Annotated in this window: 21 protein-coding genes; 11 read left to right on the top strand and 10 right to left on the bottom strand. The window is 54.1% G+C overall.

Annotation, left to right across the window (positions count from 1 at the left end; genetic code table 11):
• The first annotated feature begins 199 nt into the window (after window positions 1-199).
• Complete coding sequence (rarD, locus tag ACQYWX_RS01565; protein ID WP_431687655.1) at window positions 200-1,111, top strand: EamA family transporter RarD; 912 nt, start codon at window positions 200-202, stop codon at window positions 1,109-1,111.
• 86 nt (window positions 1,112-1,197) lie between these two features.
• Here rarD and ACQYWX_RS01560 read toward each other — a convergent pair whose 3' ends face one another.
• The 4 genes from ACQYWX_RS01560 to ACQYWX_RS01545 all read right to left on the bottom strand — a co-directional run bounded on the left by ACQYWX_RS01560 (window position 1,198) and on the right by ACQYWX_RS01545 (window position 6,269).
• The gene (locus ACQYWX_RS01560; RefSeq protein WP_216740365.1) at window positions 1,198-1,692 is read right to left on the bottom strand and encodes a hypothetical protein; all 495 of its coding nucleotides are present in this window, start codon (window positions 1,690-1,692) and stop codon (window positions 1,198-1,200) included.
• A 245-nt stretch (window positions 1,693-1,937) separates the two neighbouring features.
• Entirely contained in the window at window positions 1,938-2,915 is a 978-nt protein-coding gene (locus tag ACQYWX_RS01555; protein ID WP_431687654.1) for a M28 family peptidase, read from the bottom strand.
• Between the two features lie 47 nt (window positions 2,916-2,962).
• Complete coding sequence (locus ACQYWX_RS01550; protein ID WP_431687653.1) at window positions 2,963-4,351, bottom strand: sigma-54-dependent transcriptional regulator; 1,389 nt, start codon at window positions 4,349-4,351, stop codon at window positions 2,963-2,965.
• Between the two features lie 4 nt (window positions 4,352-4,355).
• The gene (locus ACQYWX_RS01545) at window positions 4,356-6,269 is read right to left on the bottom strand and encodes a sensor histidine kinase (protein WP_431687652.1); all 1,914 of its coding nucleotides are present in this window, start codon (window positions 6,267-6,269) and stop codon (window positions 4,356-4,358) included.
• 344 nt (window positions 6,270-6,613) lie between these two features.
• Here ACQYWX_RS01545 and ACQYWX_RS01540 point away from each other — a divergent pair, with 344 nt between their 5' ends.
• Window positions 6,614-6,904, top strand: a complete 291-nt coding sequence (locus ACQYWX_RS01540) for an Lpp/OprI family alanine-zipper lipoprotein (RefSeq protein ID WP_011394313.1) — start codon at window positions 6,614-6,616, stop codon at window positions 6,902-6,904.
• Between the two features lie 9 nt (window positions 6,905-6,913).
• Here ACQYWX_RS01540 and ACQYWX_RS01535 read toward each other — a convergent pair whose 3' ends face one another.
• Window positions 6,914-7,861, bottom strand: a complete 948-nt coding sequence (locus ACQYWX_RS01535) for a L,D-transpeptidase family protein (RefSeq protein ID WP_431687651.1) — start codon at window positions 7,859-7,861, stop codon at window positions 6,914-6,916.
• 401 nt (window positions 7,862-8,262) lie between these two features.
• On the opposite strand from ACQYWX_RS01535, the gene ACQYWX_RS01530 reads away from it, so the two are divergent.
• The gene (locus tag ACQYWX_RS01530) at window positions 8,263-9,207 is read left to right on the top strand and encodes an NADP-dependent oxidoreductase (RefSeq protein ID WP_216735502.1); all 945 of its coding nucleotides are present in this window, start codon (window positions 8,263-8,265) and stop codon (window positions 9,205-9,207) included.
• A 9-nt stretch (window positions 9,208-9,216) separates the two neighbouring features.
• Here ACQYWX_RS01530 and ACQYWX_RS01525 read toward each other — a convergent pair whose 3' ends face one another.
• Window positions 9,217-10,071, bottom strand: coding sequence for a fructosamine kinase family protein (locus ACQYWX_RS01525; RefSeq protein WP_279500209.1), 855 nt, complete (start codon window positions 10,069-10,071; stop codon window positions 9,217-9,219).
• Window positions 10,049-10,870 (bottom strand): hypothetical protein, encoded by an 822-nt coding sequence (locus tag ACQYWX_RS01520; protein ID WP_431687650.1) that lies wholly within the window; start codon window positions 10,868-10,870, stop codon window positions 10,049-10,051. Before ACQYWX_RS01520 ends, ACQYWX_RS01525 begins: the two co-directional genes overlap by 23 nt.
• Window positions 10,871-11,244: 374 nt before the next feature.
• Between ACQYWX_RS01520 and ACQYWX_RS01515 the strand changes: the two genes are divergently transcribed.
• The 3 genes from ACQYWX_RS01515 (at window position 11,245) to ACQYWX_RS01505 (ending at window position 13,880) form a co-directional block, all read left to right on the top strand.
• A complete protein-coding gene (locus ACQYWX_RS01515; RefSeq protein ID WP_431687649.1) occupies window positions 11,245-12,279 on the top strand; it encodes a Leu/Phe/Val dehydrogenase in 1,035 nt (344 codons plus the stop codon).
• A gap of 477 nt (window positions 12,280-12,756) precedes the next feature.
• Entirely contained in the window at window positions 12,757-13,422 is a 666-nt protein-coding gene (locus ACQYWX_RS01510; protein ID WP_431687648.1) for a GntR family transcriptional regulator, read from the top strand.
• Between the two features lie 11 nt (window positions 13,423-13,433).
• Window positions 13,434-13,880: a hypothetical protein gene (locus ACQYWX_RS01505; RefSeq protein WP_431687647.1), complete on the top strand. Its 447-nt coding sequence runs from the start codon at window positions 13,434-13,436 to the stop codon at window positions 13,878-13,880.
• 25 nt (window positions 13,881-13,905) lie between these two features.
• Here the strand turns inward: ACQYWX_RS01505 and ACQYWX_RS01500 are convergent, their stop codons facing one another.
• Complete coding sequence (locus tag ACQYWX_RS01500) at window positions 13,906-14,499, bottom strand: hypothetical protein (protein WP_431687646.1); 594 nt, start codon at window positions 14,497-14,499, stop codon at window positions 13,906-13,908.
• Window positions 14,500-14,598: 99 nt separating this feature from the next.
• Here ACQYWX_RS01500 and ACQYWX_RS01495 point away from each other — a divergent pair, with 99 nt between their 5' ends.
• The 5 genes from ACQYWX_RS01495 to ACQYWX_RS01475 all read left to right on the top strand — a co-directional run bounded on the left by ACQYWX_RS01495 (window position 14,599) and on the right by ACQYWX_RS01475 (window position 17,289).
• Window positions 14,599-15,156 carry a thioredoxin family protein gene (locus ACQYWX_RS01495; RefSeq protein ID WP_431687645.1) on the top strand — a complete coding sequence of 186 codons (558 nt, stop codon included), beginning with the start codon at window positions 14,599-14,601 and terminating at the stop codon, window positions 15,154-15,156.
• A gap of 52 nt (window positions 15,157-15,208) precedes the next feature.
• Window positions 15,209-15,760: an alpha/beta fold hydrolase gene (locus tag ACQYWX_RS01490; protein WP_431687644.1), complete on the top strand. Its 552-nt coding sequence runs from the start codon at window positions 15,209-15,211 to the stop codon at window positions 15,758-15,760.
• 103 nt (window positions 15,761-15,863) lie between these two features.
• Window positions 15,864-16,157, top strand: coding sequence for a DUF2470 domain-containing protein (locus tag ACQYWX_RS01485; RefSeq protein WP_127968028.1), 294 nt, complete (start codon window positions 15,864-15,866; stop codon window positions 16,155-16,157).
• A 68-nt stretch (window positions 16,158-16,225) separates the two neighbouring features.
• Entirely contained in the window at window positions 16,226-17,017 is a 792-nt protein-coding gene (locus tag ACQYWX_RS01480; RefSeq protein WP_431687643.1) for a hypothetical protein, read from the top strand.
• 32 nt (window positions 17,018-17,049) lie between these two features.
• The gene (locus ACQYWX_RS01475) at window positions 17,050-17,289 is read left to right on the top strand and encodes a CPXCG motif-containing cysteine-rich protein (RefSeq protein WP_279500221.1); all 240 of its coding nucleotides are present in this window, start codon (window positions 17,050-17,052) and stop codon (window positions 17,287-17,289) included.
• A gap of 29 nt (window positions 17,290-17,318) precedes the next feature.
• Here the strand turns inward: ACQYWX_RS01475 and ACQYWX_RS01470 are convergent, their stop codons facing one another.
• Together ACQYWX_RS01470 and ACQYWX_RS01465 are read right to left on the bottom strand one after the other, a co-directional pair.
• Window positions 17,319-17,684, bottom strand: a complete 366-nt coding sequence (locus ACQYWX_RS01470) for a hypothetical protein (RefSeq protein ID WP_216735491.1) — start codon at window positions 17,682-17,684, stop codon at window positions 17,319-17,321.
• Window positions 17,685-17,858: 174 nt separating this feature from the next.
• The gene (locus tag ACQYWX_RS01465; RefSeq protein WP_431687642.1) at window positions 17,859-20,399 is read right to left on the bottom strand and encodes an ATP-binding protein; all 2,541 of its coding nucleotides are present in this window, start codon (window positions 20,397-20,399) and stop codon (window positions 17,859-17,861) included.
• Between the last annotated feature and the right edge of the window lie 257 nt (window positions 20,400-20,656).

Below are 20,656 nucleotides of genomic sequence, written 5' to 3'. Positions count from 1 at the left end.
ATATTCGGCGGGTTGCGTAATTGCGCCTGATTTTAGCAGCAAGCGGGAACCGGTTACGGTTATTGGACAAATTATGCAACGCTCCAGTTCCTCTCGCCACCGAATCACACCCTGTATGAGTTCAGGTTAATCCGAGCTTGCCAGTCAGGCTTTTCATCAGCATAGTAACCAGTCCCTACCTTTGCCTCTGCAGGAACCCATGAGCGCATCGTCAACACCACCGTCTTCATCCACCGGCGCCTTAGCCGCGTTGGGAGCCTTCCTCCTTTGGGGGTTCATGCCTATTTATTTCAAGCAACTGAGCCATATGCCCGCTCTGGAAATCCTGGGGCATCGCATCGTCTGGTCCAGCGTATTGACAGTATTGCTGTGCGCCGTCAGCGGTCGCCTGATGGCGGTGCGCGCGGGTCTGCTCGAATGGCGCAAATTGCGGTGGCTGGCATTGTCGGCGTTATTGGTGGGCGGCAACTGGCTGCTGTTCATCTGGGCGGTGAACAACAATCATTTGACGGAAGCCAGTCTCGGTTATTACATCAACCCACTGGTCAACATGCTGTTGGGTTATCTGTTTCTGGGTGAACGACTCACCTTCCTGCAACGCATCGCCGCCGCCCTTGCGGTGGGTGGAGTATTACTGGAGATCGTCGCCTTTGGCTCCCTGCCCTGGATCGCTGTTGTGCTGGCGCTCTCCTTCGGCTTTTACGGCTTATTGCGCAAGCAGGTGGCGGTGGACGCCGTCAGCGGACTGTGCGTGGAGACCTGCCTGCTGGCGCCGGCTGCGCTGATCTATATGTGGACCTCCGCGTCTCCCGCCAGCGACATGCTCACCAACGACGCTTACCACAACTTGTTGCTACTCGCAGCAGGGCCCGCAACAACTTTACCGCTGTTGCTGTTCATCATCGCCAGCCGCAGGCTGACTTTGACAATCCTCGGCTTCTTCCAATACCTCGGCCCCAGCATCATGTTCATCTTGGCGATCACGCTCTACCAGGAGCCTGTGCCGCAAGGCAAATGGATCACGTTCGTCATTATCTGGTGCGCTTTGGCGCTGGTGTCCTGGGATGCGGTGATGCGCTACCGTTCACGCCGACTGGCGCCTGTGGCCTAGCGCTTTCTGCGCATGATGCAAGGAGATGATCGAAGAGGAGAGTAGACGCAGAGGGCGGGGCTTCACCCGCTGCGGGACTGGGAGTCTTAATTAATCCGCACCAGGGAATCGCGCTCGATATCTGAAAGCTGATCAATAGATACGATAGTCAGACCGCCGTTATTTGGCGCTGCAGCGTACTTCTGCTCCAATACTGTCGCCTGACCTTCAGGCAACTTCCACATGGCGCCAGTAATCGGATCGACTATCAGCATGCCAATTACGCCGCCCAGCAAGATATTGCCGAAGTACCAGCCATCCAGCTTACTTTCCAGCATGACGGTCTTATCGTCATAGCCGTCTTTGTGGAACTTCACTCGGTATTTCGCTTTTTGAAAGTAACTTTCGCCAGCGCTCAGGGTTACCGTTGCAGGTGTACGGCCCGCGTGAATCTCGTTGCCATTTAAATCTTCAACGATGAACTGCGCATCGGAAGGAGAACTGCTGATCGCTACGGGATAGCTGCTGTCGCTGACAATACTCGCGCAACCAGTGGAAAGAAGAAATGAAGTTAGAACCGACGCTACCACTACCTTTTTCATAGATATTCCTGAGATGACTTATGTACGAATACTATTTGATAATCCGCCATACAACCGACCACGCCAGCGGTGAAAACCACCCGTTATCATCAAAAGCTGCAGGCTACCGTTAGATGCGCCCTCCACCTCGGTCAAACCAGATGAAGCAACAACACGGAGGCCATTATGTACATGCAAGCTGAATTGAAACTGAACAGTGTAAATCGAAGTGGCAATAACGGCTGAGCATCCTCATCAGAAGGGACTCAGAACGAGGAAGGTAATTCCTTAACAGCCGAGTACACACCATCCACAACCATCGCCATCCGCTCATAGTCCAGCGTATCCCAGGTATCTTGGACCGTATGGTAAGCGCGATTGCGGTAGAATGCGGTGTCGGTCACCATGACCGCAGGGTAGTCGTGAAACCAGTAGTTAATGTGATCGGAGAAGTCGACGCCGGCCAGGAAAGCGGGCGCGAGCATGGACTCCACGGGCAGAGGCGTGGCTTGCAGCATGCCGGTTTTCAATGCGCGGACGTCGCTGTGTCCGCCCAGGTTGGAGACAACTGCGATAAAATCCGCCTTGTCCGGGTAGAGCGCATTTAATCTGGCTAAAGGGTATCGCTGACTGCCGGCTTGCTCAGAGAAATAGCCGATCATTTCCAGACAGACCATCAATCTGACTTCCGCCCCCTCCTCCCTCAGAGACTGAGCGTGATGAAAACTCCCCATATCGTCAGTGCGAAAGTACGGCGGTTCCTCCAAGGCGTAAGCGACTAATTCTACCTGGATAGGAGGCGGTTGAGCAGCGAATAGTCTGGCCAGCTCAAGCAATCCCGCGACGCCGCTGGCGTTGTCGTCTGCGCCGGGCAAGCCTTTGAACGCGTCATAATGAGCGCCAATGACGATGACTGGAGCATTGTCGTCGTCAGGACCGAATTTCGCCGATATATTTTGGTATTCGATTCCCCACACGCCAAAGGGTTGCGCTTCAACTCTATCCGTATGCTGTTGAAATTGCGCCTGGATATAACCCGCGGACGCCGCCAGTTCGTCAGCGTCCTCAGAGCGGGAAGGTAACTCCTCAGAAAGCGTTCTTACATGCCGTCGCAACGTGTCGGCGCTGGCCAGCGACTGGTAGCTCTCGGGCGACGCAACAAAGAAGACGGGAACAGTGATGTAATACCATAACGCAAACAGCAAAGCCGCCAGCGCCAATACGAAACACAGCAGACGTTTCATAAACGAAATAACTTCATGCCTTGAAGAGAAATATAAGAATGCGAGCCCTACTCCGACTCGCGAAAATCCTGGCGGCTGATGCCATATTTTTTCATCTTGTCGTACAGGGTTTTTCGCGGCAGGCCCAGCGCAACGAGCGTATCCTTAATGCTGCCGTGATGGGCGGCCAAGGCTTCGCGGATGAGAGTCTGTTCGTACAGCTCGACCTTCTCCGTCAGCGTGCGGCGACTCTGAATCTCCGGTTCGCCCAGCATATGCTCCATATCGAAGGAGCATTCCTCCCCCATAATCACGTAACGCTCCGCCAAATTGCGCAGCTCCCGCACATTGCCTGGCCAGTTGTGAGTCAGCAGGCGATGTCGTTGTTCAGGTTTTAACGGTACGATTTCCTGCTGGTAGCGAGCGGCGGCGACTAACGCAAAGTGCTCGAATAAAAGCGGCACATCTTCCAGCCGATCCTGCAGAGAGGGAATTTCCACCGCCACGGTGTTCAGCCGATAATATAAATCGCTACGAAATTCGCCCTTGTCCGCCATTTCCTTCAAGCTGATTTTAGTAGCGGCGATTACGCGCAAATCCAGTGGAATCAGCGTATTGGAGCCTAACCTTTCCACCTTGCGTTCTTCGAGCACCCGCAGAATTTTGACTTGCAGAGACAGCGGCATACTCTCTATTTCATCCAGAAACAGCGTGCCGCCATTAGCGTGCTCAAATTTGCCGATTCGACGTTTATCTGCACCGGTGAAAGCGCCCGCTTCATGACCGAACAGCTCGCTTTCAATAAGATTTTCGGGCACCGCGCCACAGTTGATGGCGACGAAGTTGTGCTCGCGCCGGTTGCTGTGCTCATGCAGATAGCGCGCGACCAGCTCTTTGCCGACGCCGGTTTCACCAAACAATAAAATATCCGCCGGGGTGTTCATCACTTGTTGCAACACGCGGCGCAATCGCAATATCGCAGGAGTGCGTCCCAGAATGCGCGGCCCGGGCGCGTTCTGTTCCTGCAACTCTCTGCGTAAATCTCGGTTCTCCAGCGTCAGGCGACGCTTGTCCATGGCTCGCCGGATGGTATCCAGCAGGCGCTCGTTACTGAAGGGCTTTTCTATAAAGTCATAGGCGCCCTCGCGCATGGCGGAAACGGCTGTTGAGATATCGCCATGCCCGGTCACCAGAATCACCGGCAATTCGGAATCCACTTTCTGCAGCGCCTGCATCAACTGCAACCCGTCCATTCCCGGCATATTGATATCGCTGACCAGCACGCCGGGCCAGTCAGTCTGCAGGTTCCGCAACGCCTCTTCCGCACTGAGAAAAGTTTCCACCTGCAGGCCTTCCAGCTCCAATGTCTGGCCAACGGACTGCAGGATATGGCGGTCATCATCGATGAAGTACACCATCAGTTCGGCGCCTGTTGCGCCCGCATTCTCTGACTGCAAAGTCTTACTCCTCATTGTCGCCGCCGGCCGACTGCAGGGCGGCTTGCGAGTCGGGAACGTTGGAAGCGTCCGCCTGAGCCAGCGGCAGCTCGACAATAAACAGCGCGCCCCCGTCCTCATTGTTGGCGGCGCGCAATTCGCCCTTCATCGACTCGATGATTCTGTATGAAATAGAAAGACCCAATCCCAGGCCTTGTCCTCTGTTTTTGGTCGTATAAAACGGCTCAAAGATGTGCTGCATTACATGCTCCGGGATGCCCGAACCGGTATCGCGAACCTGGATGCGCACTTTGCCCTTTTGGTTGACGCACTGAATGCGCAACTGCTTTTCCTGACTGCCAGACATAGCGTGCAAAGCGTTGGTGATCAGGTTGATCAACACCTGCTCCAGTCGCACCATATCTCCCTGAACATAAATATCGTCCGCCGCAGCGTCTACGCGCCAGTCCACATGCGCCCGACGCAACTCTGGCTCAGTGATTTTCAAGGCCGCGTCGATACAACTGTTCACGTGCACCGGCCCAGACACATTGGCCTCTTTGCGGGCGAAGATTTTCAGCTGCCCGATGATGGAGGCCATGTGATCGGTCAGACCAACAATTTCCCGTAAATTCAGTTGCGCCTTTTCCGACATATGACGCTCAATAAACGCCTGCGCATTCTGCGCATAGGTGCGCAGCGCCGTCAGCGGCTGGTTAAGCTCATGATTGATGCCTGCGGATAACTGCCCCAGCAAAGCTAATTTAGCGGCTTGAATCAGCTCATCCTGAGTCAGCTTAAGCTCTTTCTCCGCCCTTTCCCGCTCTTCTACTTCCTCAAGCAGGCGCGCGTTGGCCTCGGAAAGATCACGAGTACGATGCTGTACCCGCGCCTCCAGCAGATCACGGGCGGCGCGCAGCGCCCGTTCCCGCCGCGCCCGCTCCACCAACAGCAACGCCAGCAGCACAATGATAAAAATCATCGACAGACTGAGCAGCAGAACGTTGCTGATTTCTTTCTTCACGCGCTCCATCGGCAATAAAACCTGCACCCGCCAACCGGCCTGGGGCATATCAGCGGACTTGGTCAGATAGGTTTGCGCGCTTTCGTCATGCAATCCGGCGCGGACAAACTGTGTAGCAGAGTCCAGTAGCTGATCCGACGCCTGCGTTTGCGTCAGCATCATGGGTTTTAACAGTTCCGGATCATAGCGCTGCTCTTTTTCTATCTCACGGGCTTCCACCGCCCCTAGCGGGCGCGTCAACCGGAAACGCCATTCAGCGCGAGTGGAAATAAACACCACGCCATAATTATCCGTCACCAGCACCTCATAGGCGTTTTTCCCCCAAGGGCTGCCCCAGCGTTGTTCAACGGCGGAGAGGTCAATCTTGACCACAATGACGCCGAGGATGACATCGTCATCCGATACGGGAAAAGAGAAGTAGAAACCACGAACGCCTGAGGTCGTCCCCAGTGCGAAGTACTGCCCGGAGCGCCCCTGCATGGCGTCTGAATAATAGGGCCGATAGGAAAAGTTGTGTCCGATAAAGGTTCGCGGCAGACGCCAGTTACTGGCGGCAAGGGTGTCTCCACGCGCATTCAGCAAATACACATCCGCCGCGCCGCCAATGAAGTTGATTGATTCCAGATAAGCATTGGTGCGGTTGGTCAGTTCAGCGTTTGTCGGGTCCTGCAACAAAGCCAGCAAGCGGGGATCTACGGCGAGGATATGGGGCAGGGATTCATACTTACTCAACAACGCCTGCAGGCTGGAAACGGAGCGCTGTAGCTCATTAGCGGCGTCCTGCTCCAGCTCCCGAACAGCAGAGGTCCGGGCCCAGTCTTCAGTGACATAAATCATGCCGCTGAAAAGCAAACATAAAACCAGAACAAAAATACCGCTGCGCAAATAACGCATGCCTCCAGAGCCGGGCGTCATCTGCTGCTGCCTGGATGTTTGTCGCTTAATCCCGTTTTTAAATATGACCATTTATTAATAAATCTGATTAAGCATATTTAGTCGCACACCCTTAATTATCGTTCGTTTCACGAAAACAGGGGAATATTATGCAGCGATTAAGGGAGCGTCCACTGAAACGCCCTGTTATAGGGCATAAATAAATTGATATTTGAGCAGAACTTACTAATTAATTATTCCGATTAGCATTTATACTTAATGGCTTTAAAACCCGATGCAGTCTAATTAAACTAACCCGGCGCTTTGAACCTTCAGTTCAAAGTCATAACAGATTATCACCACCCATAAAAAAGGGGGAAACCTCAATGAAAAAACTTCTAGTTTCAGGGATCGTTATGTCTTCGTTGCTTGCCGGTGGTTGCGCCAGCTTGACTGAGCAAGACCGTCAAGCCCTCGACGCCGCCACGACTACTGCGAACAACGCAGAGCAAGCTGTTTCCGGTGCGCAAAACACTGCTGATACAGCTCTGTCACGCGCTAACGAAGCTTACGCCAAAGCTGAAGAAGCTTTAGCTGCAGCTCTGGCTGCTCAAAAAGCGGCTAACGAAGCAAACGAACGCGCGCGTCGCATGCTGGAAAGAGCCAGCATGAAGTAATCCGGCTCTTTACGAACCGGATGACATGCTTGCGGCCAGGGACGGCTGCAGCTCTCCAATCGGCGAAGGAAGGCCACTCAACTCCGCCAGCGCTTTCGTCACCTTCTCTTCGTCCACCATCACACTGACGCCAGTCGACTGTAGCTTAAGCAGTTGATAGGTATACTCTTCCCGCAGTTTTTGTTCAGTAACATCAGCCTCTGCATGCACTTCCATCCAGAGTTTGCCATCGTCTACGGCCAGCTTGACGGACTGATTGATGATTTTGACCGGAGTGTCGTCCGGCACTAGCGACATCATCTGCTTGATATCCCAGTTATACAGACGGATACAGCCATGGCTGACGCGCATTCCAATACCCACGCCCTTATTGGTGCCATGAATCAGATAACTGTCCGCATCCAACTTGAACGCATAGGAGCCCAATGGGTTATCCGGCCCAGCGGGGATCGCTTTGGGTAATTGCTCGCCATATTCGTCCATCTGTCTTTGGCGAATGGACTCTGGCGGATACCAGGTTGGATTTTTCATGCGGGTGACGATCTTGGTGTCCATGATCGGCGTAGGGAAATCGACAGTGCCGATACCGATAGGTACGGTGTAAAGGCGCTTCTTATCAGGCTGGAAATAGTAGAGGCGGTATTCCGCCAAGTTTATCAGGATGCCATTACGCAATCCCGGTGGGAGAATAAAGCGTCCGGGAATGACAATTTCATCGCCTTCCGCAGGCAACCAGGCGTCAACGCCGGGGTTGGCGCTCACCAGTTCATTAAACCCAAAATTGTACTGCTCGCCGAGATCGACGAAGGTGTATTCTCTTTTCGCCACCAATCGATGTTCTCTACCGACAATATCCTGCTTGGGATTCCAAGTCAGCTCCAGCGCCCCGGCCGAACCGCTTAACGCCTGGATGCTCACTGCGCCAACTAATCCAATCAGGGCTGCTTTCAGCTTCATTATTCGAATTCCTGTAACGAGACTAAATATGTTCGTTGTTTTGAGGTTGTCATCTGAGCGGCATTTTAGCACTAACCCCCGACAATCCCAGAGCGGGGAGTACCTATCTCAATCTGGTGATTACTCACGCAAACTTTCTGCTCCATTGCATATCCGCCGCATAACTTATGCGCTATATACAATAATCTATTCATTCACAATTAAAAATCCACCCGCAATTCAACGCTGCGTCAAGCCTTTTCTATTAAAACACAAATAAATAAAGGTCACCGCCGCACTGAAACTGACTCCCCGAAAAGGTATACTTGCCCGCATTAAATAACGTTTAAATAACTCAAAAGAATAATACTCACCTGCAGTGAGGCCGTCTTTAGAGGTTGTTCACAGGAGGTATTTCCCCCATGAAGATCGTCCAGATAAGTGAATTTGGCGACCCATCCACGTTACGACTGAGCGAAGCGAAAATCCCAACACCCGCCCCCAATCAAGCACTGATCAAAGTGCGCGCCTGCGGCGTCAATCCTATTGATTATAAAACGCGCAGAGGCTTGGGTTTCGTAGCTGAGAAGGTCAAAACACGTATGCCCTGGACGCCTGGGTACGATATCGCCGGAGAGATCGTTGAAGTGAACGGCGCGGGATTGTCCTTTGAACCCGGCGACCGGGTTTGCGGCCTGGTAAATTTCCCTCTGCCCGCTGGCGGCTACAGTGAGTACATCGCCCTGTCCACCGACAATCTGGTCAAAATTCCTGCGGAGCTTTCCTATGTGCAAGCCGCCGCATTACCTTTGGCTGGCTTGACCGCATGGCAGGGGTTATTCGAAGTCGGCGCGCTGTGCGCAGGGCAAAAAGTGGTTATTCTGGCTGCGGCGGGCGGCGTTGGGCATCTCGCCGCGCAATTGGCGAAAAGCAAAAGCGCTCATGTCTGGGGCACTGCGTCAAAACCCCATCATGATTTTCTGAACAGCATGGGCGTCACTCCTGTGGATTACCACAATCCGCACGAGCTGGAAAAACTGCGCAATATGGACTTCGTTTTTGACGCCGTAGGCGGAGAAACGGGCTTGGCGGCATTGGATTTCCTCTCCCCCAAGGGCGCATTGGTGACCTTGCCGACCATCAGCGCCACGTCCATTTGCGATGCGGCCAAGGTTCAGGGGAAACAGGCCAGCGGCTATACCGTACACCCCGACCCGCGTCGTCTGCAGGCGTTATTGACCTCAGCCGCCAAGGAAAAGTTGCGCGTGGAAGTGCAAGCGACCTTCCCGCTGGCGCAAGCGGCGGAGGCCCATCGAATGTTGGAAGGCGGACACGTGCGCGGCAAAATCGTACTGACGATGGATTAAACGCGCCAATCAGGTGTACGCGCCCAATATGCGCTGCACCTGCCCGGCATAACCGCCGCCAAATAAATTGAGATGATTCAATAAATGGTAAAGGTTGTAGATGTCGACTCTGTCGCGCCAACCTTCTTCCAGCGGGTACGCCGCGTCATAGGCGGCGTAGAACTCTTCACCAAACCCGCCGAACAACATGGTCATTCCCAGCTCCGCCTCACGCCAACCGTAATAGCAGGCGGGATCAATCAAGACGGGAGCGCCGTTTTCATCCTGATGCGCATTACCGGACCATAAATCACCATGCAGCAGCGATGGCGGCTGCTGTGGCACCAGTTCGGGAAGCTTGCGACACAAGGCTTCCAAACGCCACATAGAGCCGCTATCCAGTTTACCGCTGTCGTAGGCGAGCTGCCCTTGAAACAGTAAACGCTGCTGTGCGAAAAAAACATATCCGTCGGTGTAATTATCATTGGGCTGCAAGGTGGTTCCACAATAGGTGGCGAATCCAAAGCCAAATTCCGGTGCCACAGATTGATGCTGCTTCGCCAGCCCCTCGCCAAAGCGAGTCCAGTAGTCCGGCGCTCTCTCGTGAGGCTCCACCCACTCCAATAGTAGATAGTGCTCCGCATTGGCGATCACCACCGGAACGCGCACGCCTTTGGCTTCGCGCAATATATCCAGTGAACGCGCCTCCACCGAAAACATCCCTACCGGCGGCGAGCCATGATATTTCAGGAAGAACCGCTCTTTGTGGCTGGTGTGAATTTCCAGAGTTTGATTAATGCAACCTCCCCCCACGGACTGCGATGACTCAAGCTCGCCATATCCATTCTCCGACAGCCACGCGCTAACCTCCTGAGTGAAGTTCATAGTCATTTCCATGTAAGCTGGGCGCCGTCGCCTGCGCCATTTTTTCAATATGGGATTGCATGACAGCGTGGATCTGCCAGGCCTCCTGCCAGAGCTGACGCGTCCTGATCGAGGCGTCGTCGCTGAGATCTTTTTCCAACAGGCGAGGATGATAAAGTCGGAACATCACATTCAGATTACTGAGTTTGCGCGGAAAACGGGGAATGCTGAGCATGCGCGAATCCCGCAGCCGCTGCTCCATGTTTCTGGGCAACAGCCTCCCCACGCCTAATAGCCATGGAGGGATGCGCACCGATCTGGCCCAGGATTCCGCTCCCTGATGCAGACACAGCAACAATGGCGCGCGCGACCGCAAGGAAAGCTCAATAAAGCGTGGGCTCAGGAAAGGCTGCACGTTCAGGCCATCGCCGAAGCTGCAATTCTCGCCTTCCGGCATGATAAGGCAGTCCGTGTAGCGGCTGGCCCGCATCAACCGCAGGACATCATTAAACGACAAGGCGCGATCAACCTGTGTCAGCATCGTAAAAAACTGCTTCAGCACAGGCGCCTGATAGTAACCTCGCCAAGTCAACGCAAAAGGCACACGCTCTTCGCCTCCATTGCGCAAATACGCGTGCATCAGGGCAATCGCCGCCGCCAGCGCGCCTAGCGCCGGGCCATGATTCATCGTCACCACTAATTTAGGGTGCTGTTCGAGAATGGCGGATAAATCCTCAGAGTCAGGGTGCAACGTGAGTTTTTTCACGTACGCCCATTTCATCAATTCATTCGCCAGCGCAAGTTCTTCAATCGTACGCACGGCCGGAATCTCCTCTACGCTTTGGAGCGCCAGCTTAATTATTTATTTTTAATGGGTTTCTCCGATACCTAAGAGCATAGCCAAGCCGCTTCGCTCTGTCACTGCGCCAGTATTTTTCCCGGACCTGGCAGCGGGTTTATTAAGCGGCCAGGTCGTTTTATACTCAAACGAGGTTATGCCCCGTCTTTAGAGCGGGAAATAACTCCTAACGCGGAGTCTTAGCTTCCTACAGCAAAGCGCATCCGCCCAAAATAAAAAAGCGCGTTTCCTCTGTTAACGCGAGGTTATCACCTTTCACGGCTCCGGCAAGGCGCGGCGACCACAAGTCTCCTTCCCCCTTAGCTGTAACGTGAGTTTTTAAGAGGAGTGCAGTCATGTTTGATCTGCTCGACAAATATCGAGTCAACGAATTGCATGTCAGAGACGATGCAGACAGTGGGCTCAAAGCGATTATCGCTATTCACAATACCCGATTCGGTCCCGCCCTGGGCGGATGCCGTTTTATCTCTTACGATTCCACGGAGGCGGCCCTGCTTGACGCCGTTAGGCTAGCCAGAGGCATGAGCTACAAAGCTGTGCTGGCGGGCGTGGAGCAGGGTGGCGGCAAGTCCGTCATCATGAAACCCAAAGGCGCTTACGATGCGGAAAAACTTTTCCGCACATTTGGCCGCTTTATTGAATCTCTCAACGGACGCTACATCACCGCGATCGATTCCGGCACCAGCGCCCGGGAAATGGATTACATCCGTCGCGAAACCAATCATGTCACCAGCACCAGCGACGAAGACAATCCGTCTCTATACACCGCCCGCGGAGTATTTGAAGGCATCAAAGCCGCTGTCGCTTACAAGCTCAAGCGCGACCTGGGCGGCGTACAAGTCGCCGTGCAAGGGGTCGGCAATGTCGGCTACCTTCTATGCAAGTTTCTTTATCAGGCCGGCGCCAAACTGGTCGTCACGGATATCGACTCCGCCCGCATTCAACGCGTAAAGGAAGAGTTCAATGCGGAAGCGACAAGTCCTGCGGATATCTATCGCACGCCTTGCGACGTCTTTGCCCCCTGTGGCCTTGGCGGCGTCATCAATGATAAAACGCTGGAGCAGCTTCATTGCGCTATTGTCGCCGGTTCAGCGAATAACCAGCTCGGCGAAACCCGCCACGGCGACGCTCTCCACCAGCGCGGCGTTCTGTACGCGCCGGATTACGTCATCAACGCCGGAGGCCTGATTTATGCGTCGCTGCACCACAGCGGCAATAAACAGTTACTCATTGACGACAAAACAGCGCGAATCGCCAACACCTTGACAGAAATCTTTACTCAATCAGAACAACAGCGCGCGCCAACCAGTGAAATAGCTGACCAATTGGCGGAAATGCGGCTTTATCAAGGACTTTCCGAAGCTGCTTAATATGAAATAGAGCTGCGCTAAAACACAAATTCGCATAAAACGGGAAAAATACGGAGTCAATTCCCCGTCCGCCCGCGAATGACGGGGCGAACGGGGAATTTCCCAGATGGTAAATGACCGGGAACGGTCTACACTGGTTTATAAGGACGCCCCCGATTGAGCGTCAGACACTGGCGATTGCTCTCGTTCGTGTGTAGTCGACGTGTATGGGAACGTTCTTTATCTGCTGCGCTTGCGGAGCCGGATGCGGCTCCGCTTTTTTTGCCTGAGGCTTTATAGAAACGCACAGTCTGCTTCAGAGTTATCGGCGCCGTTCCATATAACTTTAAGTTATTTATTGAGAACACTTTGTTATCCGTTAAAACCGTAAACCGCCCGCAGGTTGCGGCTTCTGCGGTTTTCTTCAAGCAATTTCTATGCAACCATTAGCGCCCTGTAACCCTATCCCATCTTTCTTTCGCCCGCATCGGGGTAAAAATGACGTTCAAACCCAAGGAGACGCTGACCGAGCAGGTCGCCCAGCATTTGGAAGATCTCATCGTGCTCGGCCAGTTGCAGTCCGGCCAAAGAATCTTCGAGAACGCCATGTCCAAAGAGCTGGAAGTCAGCCACGGCTCCATCCGGGAAGCGCTTTTGCTGCTGGAAAAGCGCTTCCTTGTGACCAATGTGCCCCGCAAAGGCGCTTTCGTCACGGAGTTGAACGAGCACTTTGTCGATAGCCTGTATGAAACCCTGCTGCTGATATTGGGTCACACCGGCGTCAAATTGGTGCGTAGCTGGCGTCCTCATGATATGGAACGGTTGGAATCGCTTTATACGCAAATGAAAACCTGCTTCGAAAAAGGCGACCTGCTGAATTTCCATAAAATCGGCGTGGAATATACTCAAGCCTCTTTGGTCTACGCGGATAACTATTTCATTATCAACATGGTCAACGATCTTTGGCCGTCCGCCAAGCGCTGCAGCTTTATGGCCTTGCGTCAGGGCCCAAAAATCATAGAAGACAATCTGTCTTACATGCGCAGCTCATTGGACGCCATCCATCAACGTGACGAGCACAGCCTGCAATCCATCCTGGCCTCCTATGCGGAAAGTCAGCGTCAGCAAGTTATTGAGTGTGTGAGAGCGCAGACGCGGCGGTGAGAACAGAACAGATGATCGGTCGTTTAACGCGGCCTTATTCTTCCAGATATGGAAAAGCGTTGCCGCTGATGCTCGGATTGGCGCTACTGGCTGGCTGCGCCGGAAAAACCACGCAACCCGACGCCCCCGAACCACAGCCGGAAATGCCGGCTGTCGAAGAGGCGCAGCCAGCTCCCGAACCGGAAGCGCCAGAGCCCAAACCGCCGGCTCGTCGGAGCAAACCAAAGCAGAAAGAAACCTGCGTCTTCCGTCCGCTAAAAGGCGTCGCGGAAGTATTGGAGGTTTATCCCCGCCAGTGGCTGATGAGCTTTTATCCCGGAGATCTGGAGTTTATCTATCCGACGCCGTCGGGAACGCCGAGACCGCAGCTAGGAGAGGAATTTCGAGCGATTCGCTATAAAAAATACAGCGGCCCCTGCCCTGAAGAATTCTACGAGCTGATGGGGCCTTTGCATTAAGCCGGGCGTTTAAAGGGCCGGAATCCTATTTGCGGGGTTCTTCCAGCTTGAGGTGACTGGTGTCGGGAGCTGGCGGCGGCGGATCTTTTTTCTTCTGTCCAAGATCGCTGCCGGTTGGGGCCAGTTGCAGGTGCGACAAATCCGGCTCAAGGAGAGGCGGAGTCTCATGATGCTCGGCCATCGCGGTCCCGACCGGGGCGATATCCCAATCCACATCTGACAGAATCTCATCCACCTTCTCGCCAGCGACAGGCAAACCGCCTGTTGGCGCAGAAGATTTAACCGGCTTGACGGGCGCAGCCGCCTGCGGTGCGGGTTCGCGAACAACGGGCTGTGCTGGCGCGGATGGAGGCGCAGTTGGCGCTGGCGCAGGCTCTGAGGCCTCCGGCGCGCCCATTTCACGAATCAAACAAACGGCGCCGTTCTTATGCAGTACGGCTTTGTATTTCTGGGCGGTGACGTCATCCAGGCGATTGCGCAGCACCACAGCCTTACCGGAGAACATCTGGTCCACCTGCGCAGGCGACGCCTTAAATAACTTAGCGACATTTTCCTTGACCTGGTCCAGGGGAAAACCGTCCACCAAGCCGCCAGTAAACACCAATTCGTATTGCGCCACTCATATCTCCTTCAGTTTCTTTTTAATGGTAAACTCTACCCGTCAGCCTTGCCAGTCAATACGCTAAATTCCCCCAGGAAAACAAAGAAGGAGACTACAATGGCCCTGACCTCTTCCACCATGCTCGCACTGGGCTCCCGCGCGCCGAACTTTAATCTTAGCGATACTCAGGGACGCCACTGGTCGCTGGCGGATTTCAGCGACGATCCTGCGCTACTGGTGATGTTCATCTGTAATCACTGTCCCTATGTCATCCATCTGAAAACAGCGTTGGCGGATTTCGCCCGCGACTACGCCACCAAGGGCCTTGGCGTTATCGCCATCAACGCCAACGACGCCAGCGCCTACCCGGCGGACTCCCCGGAAAACATGGCGCTGGAAGTGGCGCGCTACAAATATGTGTTCCCCTACGTATACGACGAGACGCAGGAAGTCGCCAAAGCCTATCACGCCGCCTGCACGCCAGATTTTTTTCTGTTCGACGCCCAACGTCGCCTGGTTTATCGGGGGCAATTCGACGACAGCCGTCCCGGCTCCGACAAGCCCATTACTGGAAAAGATTTACGTCAGGCGGTGGACGCGCTATTAAACGGCGGCGAAATTGCCTCTGATCAACGCCCGAGTATGGGCTGCAATATAAAGTGGCGCGACGCTTAACGGTTGTAACGCCTTACTCTCGACAAATTTGGAAGAAGCGACAGGATAAACAATGTGGCGGGTCATTTTTTCCCACGGCCGGGATAGCGGTCCCTGGGGCGGAAAGATTCAGTATTTGTCGGATATCGCGGGACGCATGGGCTTCTCCATCACCAGCGTGGATTATCGCGGCATGTCTGACCCTGATGAGCGAGCGGAGCATTTGCTGAAACAACTGCCCGGCGATGAGCGTTTGATTCTGGTCGGCTCCAGTATGGGCGCTTATGTCTCGCTGAAAGTTTCCCGGGACTATCCCGTCGAAGGCCTGTTTTTATTGGCCCCGGCGATCGGCCTGCCCGGTTATGCAGAACCCTGGCTGGAGCCGTCTGCGCCGCATACGGAAGTTGTGCATGGCTGGCGGGACCATCTGATTGAGCCGCAAAATGTGCTCAAATGGGGAAGCCAGCATCGTTGCACTCTGCATTTTGTCGATGACAACCATCGTTTACTGATCAGCCTGCCGCAAATCGGCGGCTGGTTCGAGGATTTCCTGACGGCGCGGCTGCGTGACGTCGGAAATAGGCTGCAAGCGACCTGTTATAGCGCCGCCAAAGCATACGATTAATCAGGCAGACAAATAGCTTCCTTCTATTTGTCTGAAACGACAGCGCCTGATTATTAACATGCCAATATCATTGCCATATTAATAACCATCGGAACTTGAAGCTATGACCCTTTCCACCCAAGACGTAGCCGGCATTATTCAACACATGAACGACGACCATGCAGAGACCCTCTGTAATTACGTTCGCTACTATGGCGGCGTCCATGACGTGGTGTCCGCAGAGCTGACGGAGATCACCAGCCACGAGCTTTATCTGCAGGTGATCGCTCACAGCCTCTCCTGCAAACTGTCCGTCCCCTTGATTCGCTCGATTCATTCAACGGATGAGGCGCGACAAGTTCTGGTGGAAATGGCTAAACAGGCCAAAGCCGGACTCGCCAGTGAGAAGAGTTACTAGAGGCCGGACTCCATAGAAACGCGCCATCTCAAAACGGCTTTTGCATCTGCTGTCATCAGAGCCCTCTTGTGGACATCCTGATATTGCAGGCAGCCAAAGTTGTCACCACGGTGGCGACGGTAATGGGCTTGGCCTGGGTCGCCGAGAGAGTAAGCACTCGCACCGCCGGACTGCTGTCCGGTTTTCCTCTGGGCACCGCCATCGCATTGGCGTTTATTGGGATAGAACAGGGGCCAGGGTTCGCCGCCGCCAGCGCCTCTCATGCTTTACTTGGTTTCCTGGCGGCGCTGGCGATGACTACCGCCTATTTGTTCTGCCTCAAACTCCCCTATTCCGCAGTTTTTGCGCCGCTGGCGGGCATTCTGGCGTTTATTGTGGCGAATGGCGCACTCAGTCTGATCAGTGGGGGGTTGTGGGGTAATCTGGCGGTAGCCGGCGTGGGCGTCACATTGATCGCCGTCGCCTATAGAAATATCCCTTCAGTGAATATCGCCGCCTCCGTGCGTCTGACCTATCCGGTGCTATTTCTGCGCGGCTTTCTGTCCTCAGTCCTGGTGCTGGCGATTACCGCCTTAGCCTATCTGGGCGATACCTTATTGGCGGGACTGTTTGCGGCGTTCCCGGTGACCTTTCTTCCTCTTCTGCTCATCGTTCACCTGAGCTATGGACCAGAGCCAGCTCGCACGCTCATCAAGTTCTACCCCATTGGACTCGGTTCTCTGCTTGCATACACCCTGACGGTAGCTTTGACCTACGACAACCTGGGAGTCCTGACGGGCACGCTCGCCGGCTTCGCCGCCGCCACGCTTTACCTGATGCTGCTGGGGCTCATGCGCCAGCGGACGCTGCAGAATGCGTGATAAAGCCAAATGCGCTTGCCTAAGCGCAATTTTTGATCTATCACTTAAATACCTATCTGTATTTGCCCGAGAAAGTAGAAATGTTGCGTTACTGTGAGGTTTCCTGTCCTTATTGCGGAGAAACCCAAACTGTCGCTGTCGACTGCTCCACCGAGATTCAGGATTATTACGAAGATTGCCGTATCTGCTGCCGCTCCATGTCCATGCACGTAACCTGCAGCTATGAAGGAGAAGTGCTGGATTTGTGCGTCAGAAGCGAGGATGAGGCGTAGCCGACGCTTCCGCGCCGGCTGACGTAATATCAGAGACAATCGAACTGGTCGGCTTCGTCGAAGGCCACCGACACCATTTCGTATCCCATCGAGGACAGGTCCTTCAGCAGTACGGGATTATCAAGCACCCGCCGGCAAATTCGCCGTACCTGGGCATTGGTGTCTTTGTGCGCCAATTGCTCAGCGAACCGAAAATCCAACACCATGTATTTCTTCACACCGTATTGATCGGGCTGACTGAGCTCCACACTCTGATAACCAATGAAGTACATATCCGAGCTGATTCTCTCCATGTCAGCAAGAGCCAGGTGCAGCTGTCGGGTAGGCGACTCTGCGAAAACGGCTGGGGCGCAACCGATGGAAATCATCAAAACAAAGAACCATTGACGTACCATTGACCTTCTCCCCTGAAGCGTTCAAATGAACACTGCATAATTATTAGCCAAACTTGTTCATCGCATCGCCTCGAACCAACGTGTTTTTCATTGGTTTACAAAGTCGACGCAAACTTGACTGCAAGAGAAGAAAAACTACGTCAATCTCCCGTCAGTTAGGGTGCTTACTACAGGTTATGCGGTATTTTTGACTCCATCTTCCGCTTCCGACATCAGCTTCTCCACCTCCTGAGGATAAGCCGCCAACTGCGCCTGCAATCCCTGCAGATCGAACTGAGACGCCAGGGTCGACAGCGAACGGGCGTACTCTTCCAATCCTTCATGGGCATAAGTCTCAGCCATGGCGCTGAGACGACTGGCGAACTCCTGCACGCGCTGCAGATCGCCACTGTCTTTCAAGTCTTCCCAATCGGTCCACAACTCCTGCTTCAACTCCGACGCCAATTTCTGCTGCGCCATGGCGTTTACTTGCGCTTCAGTCGCTTGTTTCACTTTGGCTTCTGGTTTCGCTCGCTCACGCACTGGCGGACTTTCCACCTTCGCTTTCTTGGCTTTTACTACCGCCAGATATTGGGTCAACACGTTAAACAGTAGCGCGCGTTCAATCGGTTTGCGTAAGGCGTCCGCGAAACCAAGCTGATCGATACGCACAAACTCATCCGCCAGTGTGGAGCCAGTCAAGGCGATGACGGGAATCTTGGCGGTGAGCGGATGCTGCTTAAGCAGGCGAGTCGCCTCATAACCGTCCATGCGCGGCATACGCAGGTCCATGAGAATCAGATCCGGCTTCTCCTGACGCGCCAGCGTCAGCGCCTCGCGTCCGTCACAGGCTTCCGTAATAAGCAGCTCCGTCCCGCTGAAGAATTCCTTGATCAACTTGCGGTTCGTCTCCACATCGTCCACCAATAGAATTTTCGCCGGACGGAAGCGCGGAGCCTTGGCGGAGCGCAACTCGTATTTGTTCTCTTCTTTACGCTGGCTGACAGAAACGTGATGCAGGCGAATTTCGAAACGGGAGCCTTTGCCCAGCTCACTTTTAAGGCCAATTTCTCCGTTCATCATCTCCACCAGCTTTTTGCTGATGGCCAAGCCAAGTCCTGTGCCGCCATATTGACGGTTACTCTGCCCTTCATGCTGCTCGAAAGCATTGAATATCCGCGCCTGCTGATCCTGGGCAATGCCAATGCCGCTGTCCTCGACTGCAATCTCCAGCTCAATGTGATCATCATCGCCGGGAATGGAGGACGCCTTAGCGCTCAGGGAAATATAACCCTCATGGGTGAACTTGATCGCGTTGCCCACCAGATTGAATATCACCTGCCGCAGACGCACTTCATCCAGCACCAGCGAGTGCGGCAACTGATCATCCAACACAATGCGTAGATCCAGCTTTTTCTGCGAGATTCGAGCGGAAAATATCTGCGCCACATCCTGCAATAAACGGTGCGGGTCCAGAGGTGCGTATTCGATGCGCAACTTGCCGGACTCCACCTTGGACAGGTCAAGAATATCGTTGATGATGGTCAGCAGAGCGCGGCTGCCCTTCTTGATGGCGTCCAGATAGGATTTCTGCTTGGCGTCGTGGATCAGCCCTTCCAGCAGCTCGGTATACCCGATAACCGCATTCATCGGCGTACGAATCTCGTGGGACATATTGGCGAGGAACTCGCTTTTCGCCTTGTTGGCGGAATCCGCCGCTTTCGCCAGATGCTCAGCGTGTTTCATCGCCGCCCGCAGACGCTCTTCGCTCTTGCGCAGCGCTTCTTCAGAACGAATCCGCTCGGCTACTTCCCTAGATAGTTTACGGTTCCAATACAGGAAGATAATGATCACCACGACTGCTACGGTAGTGATGCGCCAGACCAACGCATAATCGATTTTTTCCTCATAGCTGAAGGTGATCCATTTTTTGTAGATCGCCTCCTGCTCTTCGGTGGTGATAGTGTTCAGCCCCTTGTCCAGAATCCGCGTCAGAATCGGCCAGTCCGACCGCACGCCAATTGCGATGTCATAGGTGTACGGGGTAATGCCCGTCAGCTTGATATTGCTGACGCCAAGATGGTTGACCAGATAACTGATGCTGGGGATATTGCTGATCAGAACATCTATATCTCCATTGGAGACGCCCAGCAGCCCCTCTTCCAGCGTGTCCACAAACACCAGATTCAGATTGGGATGGTTGATCAGCAGAAAGTCTTGGCTGGCGTAGTCTTTAACGACAGCGACGCGCTCCCGATCCAGTTCTTCCAGAGAACCGATGAAGCGCATTTCATCACGGACCGCCATCACAATCGGATATGAAAGGTAATGCTCGGAGAACAGCATGCGTCCCTCACGGCGAGGCGTCACCGCGACGGCGGCGATAACATCCAGCTCCCGGGTCTGCATGGCGCCGAGGGTCGCGGTCCAGTTCTCGCGACGGGTGCGCTCAAAACGATAGTTCAGTCGCTGCTCAAGCAGTTGAATATAATCCGCTACGATGCCCTGGTAGTTACCTTCCTCATCAATCATTTCAAAAGGAGGCCAGTGGGGATCGCCCGCAATGCGGATATTGGGGTGCGCCAGCAGCCAGGAACGCTCGAACGGGGTCAGAATATCCGCAGCGCCTTCATCTGCGCTCACCGGCGCCAGACATCCCCATAGCAGAAGCAAAAGCGCCACGCCTAAACGCGTCGACCAAAGCTGTTGACGAACGACGCATCGCTTCGCCCTCATGCCGACAAGCTCGTGCAGAACAATAGATTTGAATTAAAACGGATCGTCACCCGCCCTGTCCCCTTGTGATCTGGCGCCCGGCTCAGAAAATGACGGCGAAGCCCTGCGGCCGGAGCGGGTAACATTATGGCACGATTGAGCATTATTGACAGCCGCCCGCAATTGGCCGCTGTGCTTGAACTTCGCCTATACTTTGAGTGCTGCGGCGGACGGATTGAGATGCTGATCACAAGCTCGACACAAACTTTAAGTGGAGA

It is taken from the genome of Hahella sp. NBU794, from assembly GCF_050749805.1.
GTDB lineage: Bacteria > Pseudomonadota > Gammaproteobacteria > Pseudomonadales > Oleiphilaceae > Hahella.
The sequence above is the reverse complement of the archived record's forward strand: the minus strand, read 5'-3'. Positions and strand labels throughout refer to the sequence as shown.

Excerpts from the sequence above, each read along its gene's own strand:
- rarD (WP_431687655.1), top strand. The coding sequence starts at position 200 with ATGAGCGCATCGTCAACACCACCGTCTTCATCCACCGGCGCCTTAGCC.
- ACQYWX_RS01560 (WP_216740365.1), bottom strand. The coding sequence starts at position 1,692 with ATGAAAAAGGTAGTGGTAGCGTCGGTTCTAACTTCATTTCTTCTTTCC.
- ACQYWX_RS01555 (WP_431687654.1), bottom strand. The coding sequence starts at position 2,915 with ATGAAACGTCTGCTGTGTTTCGTATTGGCGCTGGCGGCTTTGCTGTTT.
- ACQYWX_RS01545 (WP_431687652.1), bottom strand. The coding sequence starts at position 6,269 with ATGACGCCCGGCTCTGGAGGCATGCGTTATTTGCGCAGCGGTATTTTT.
- ACQYWX_RS01540 (WP_011394313.1), top strand. The coding sequence starts at position 6,614 with ATGAAAAAACTTCTAGTTTCAGGGATCGTTATGTCTTCGTTGCTTGCC.
- ACQYWX_RS01535 (WP_431687651.1), bottom strand. The coding sequence starts at position 7,861 with ATGAAGCTGAAAGCAGCCCTGATTGGATTAGTTGGCGCAGTGAGCATC.
- ACQYWX_RS01530 (WP_216735502.1), top strand. The coding sequence starts at position 8,263 with ATGAAGATCGTCCAGATAAGTGAATTTGGCGACCCATCCACGTTACGA.
- ACQYWX_RS01525 (WP_279500209.1), bottom strand. The coding sequence starts at position 10,071 with ATGAACTTCACTCAGGAGGTTAGCGCGTGGCTGTCGGAGAATGGATAT.
- ACQYWX_RS01515 (WP_431687649.1), top strand. The coding sequence starts at position 11,245 with ATGTTTGATCTGCTCGACAAATATCGAGTCAACGAATTGCATGTCAGA.
- ACQYWX_RS01510 (WP_431687648.1), top strand. The coding sequence starts at position 12,757 with ATGACGTTCAAACCCAAGGAGACGCTGACCGAGCAGGTCGCCCAGCAT.
- ACQYWX_RS01505 (WP_431687647.1), top strand. The coding sequence starts at position 13,434 with ATGATCGGTCGTTTAACGCGGCCTTATTCTTCCAGATATGGAAAAGCG.
- ACQYWX_RS01495 (WP_431687645.1), top strand. The coding sequence starts at position 14,599 with ATGGCCCTGACCTCTTCCACCATGCTCGCACTGGGCTCCCGCGCGCCG.
- ACQYWX_RS01490 (WP_431687644.1), top strand. The coding sequence starts at position 15,209 with ATGTGGCGGGTCATTTTTTCCCACGGCCGGGATAGCGGTCCCTGGGGC.
- ACQYWX_RS01485 (WP_127968028.1), top strand. The coding sequence starts at position 15,864 with ATGACCCTTTCCACCCAAGACGTAGCCGGCATTATTCAACACATGAAC.
- ACQYWX_RS01470 (WP_216735491.1), bottom strand. The coding sequence starts at position 17,684 with ATGGTACGTCAATGGTTCTTTGTTTTGATGATTTCCATCGGTTGCGCC.
- ACQYWX_RS01465 (WP_431687642.1), bottom strand. The coding sequence starts at position 20,399 with ATGAGGGCGAAGCGATGCGTCGTTCGTCAACAGCTTTGGTCGACGCGT.